1 pseudogene is annotated in these 409 nt (G+C 44.7%); it reads right to left on the bottom strand.

Annotated elements, in window-relative coordinates:
• Positions 1 to 84 precede the first annotated feature (84 nt).
• Positions 85 to 409, bottom strand: a pseudogene (locus FH871_RS35040) (hypothetical protein); the annotation flags it as partial.

The raw sequence follows: 409 nt of genomic DNA, 5'->3' as shown, positions 1-409 counted from the left end.
TGCCTTTCAATAAACGATTTGAAGGTCGACATTGAAAAAATGATACCAGCTGGATGCTGACACCGTAGAAAATTATAACACGATTTAATCAGAAAGCAAAACTTGGAAACTGCGTTTGCTGGCCTTGTGGTAGAGCCAGTAGACCGCTAGACCCAGCCAGCTGATGATGGTCAGCCAAAGGGCAAGGGTAAAATAGGTCGGAACTGTAAAGCTAACTGTCAACTTATTGACACCCTTTCTGTCCTTTACAGTAGGAATACCAAAGGCCGACAGCTTATAATCCTTGCTCGTCAGAACCTTGCCATTAAGAACCAGGCGGGTCTTCTTATAGACAGTTACTGGCAGCTCGGTTTGGCTATTTCTGGAGACCCAAGTCATGGTCAGGCTACCATCGTCATTGACAGTTTTT

Origin of the sequence: Larkinella sp. C7 (genome assembly GCF_006149005.1) — a bacterium.
GTDB lineage: Bacteria > Bacteroidota > Bacteroidia > Cytophagales > Spirosomataceae > Larkinella.
This window is presented reverse-complemented; position numbering and strand designations above follow the sequence as displayed.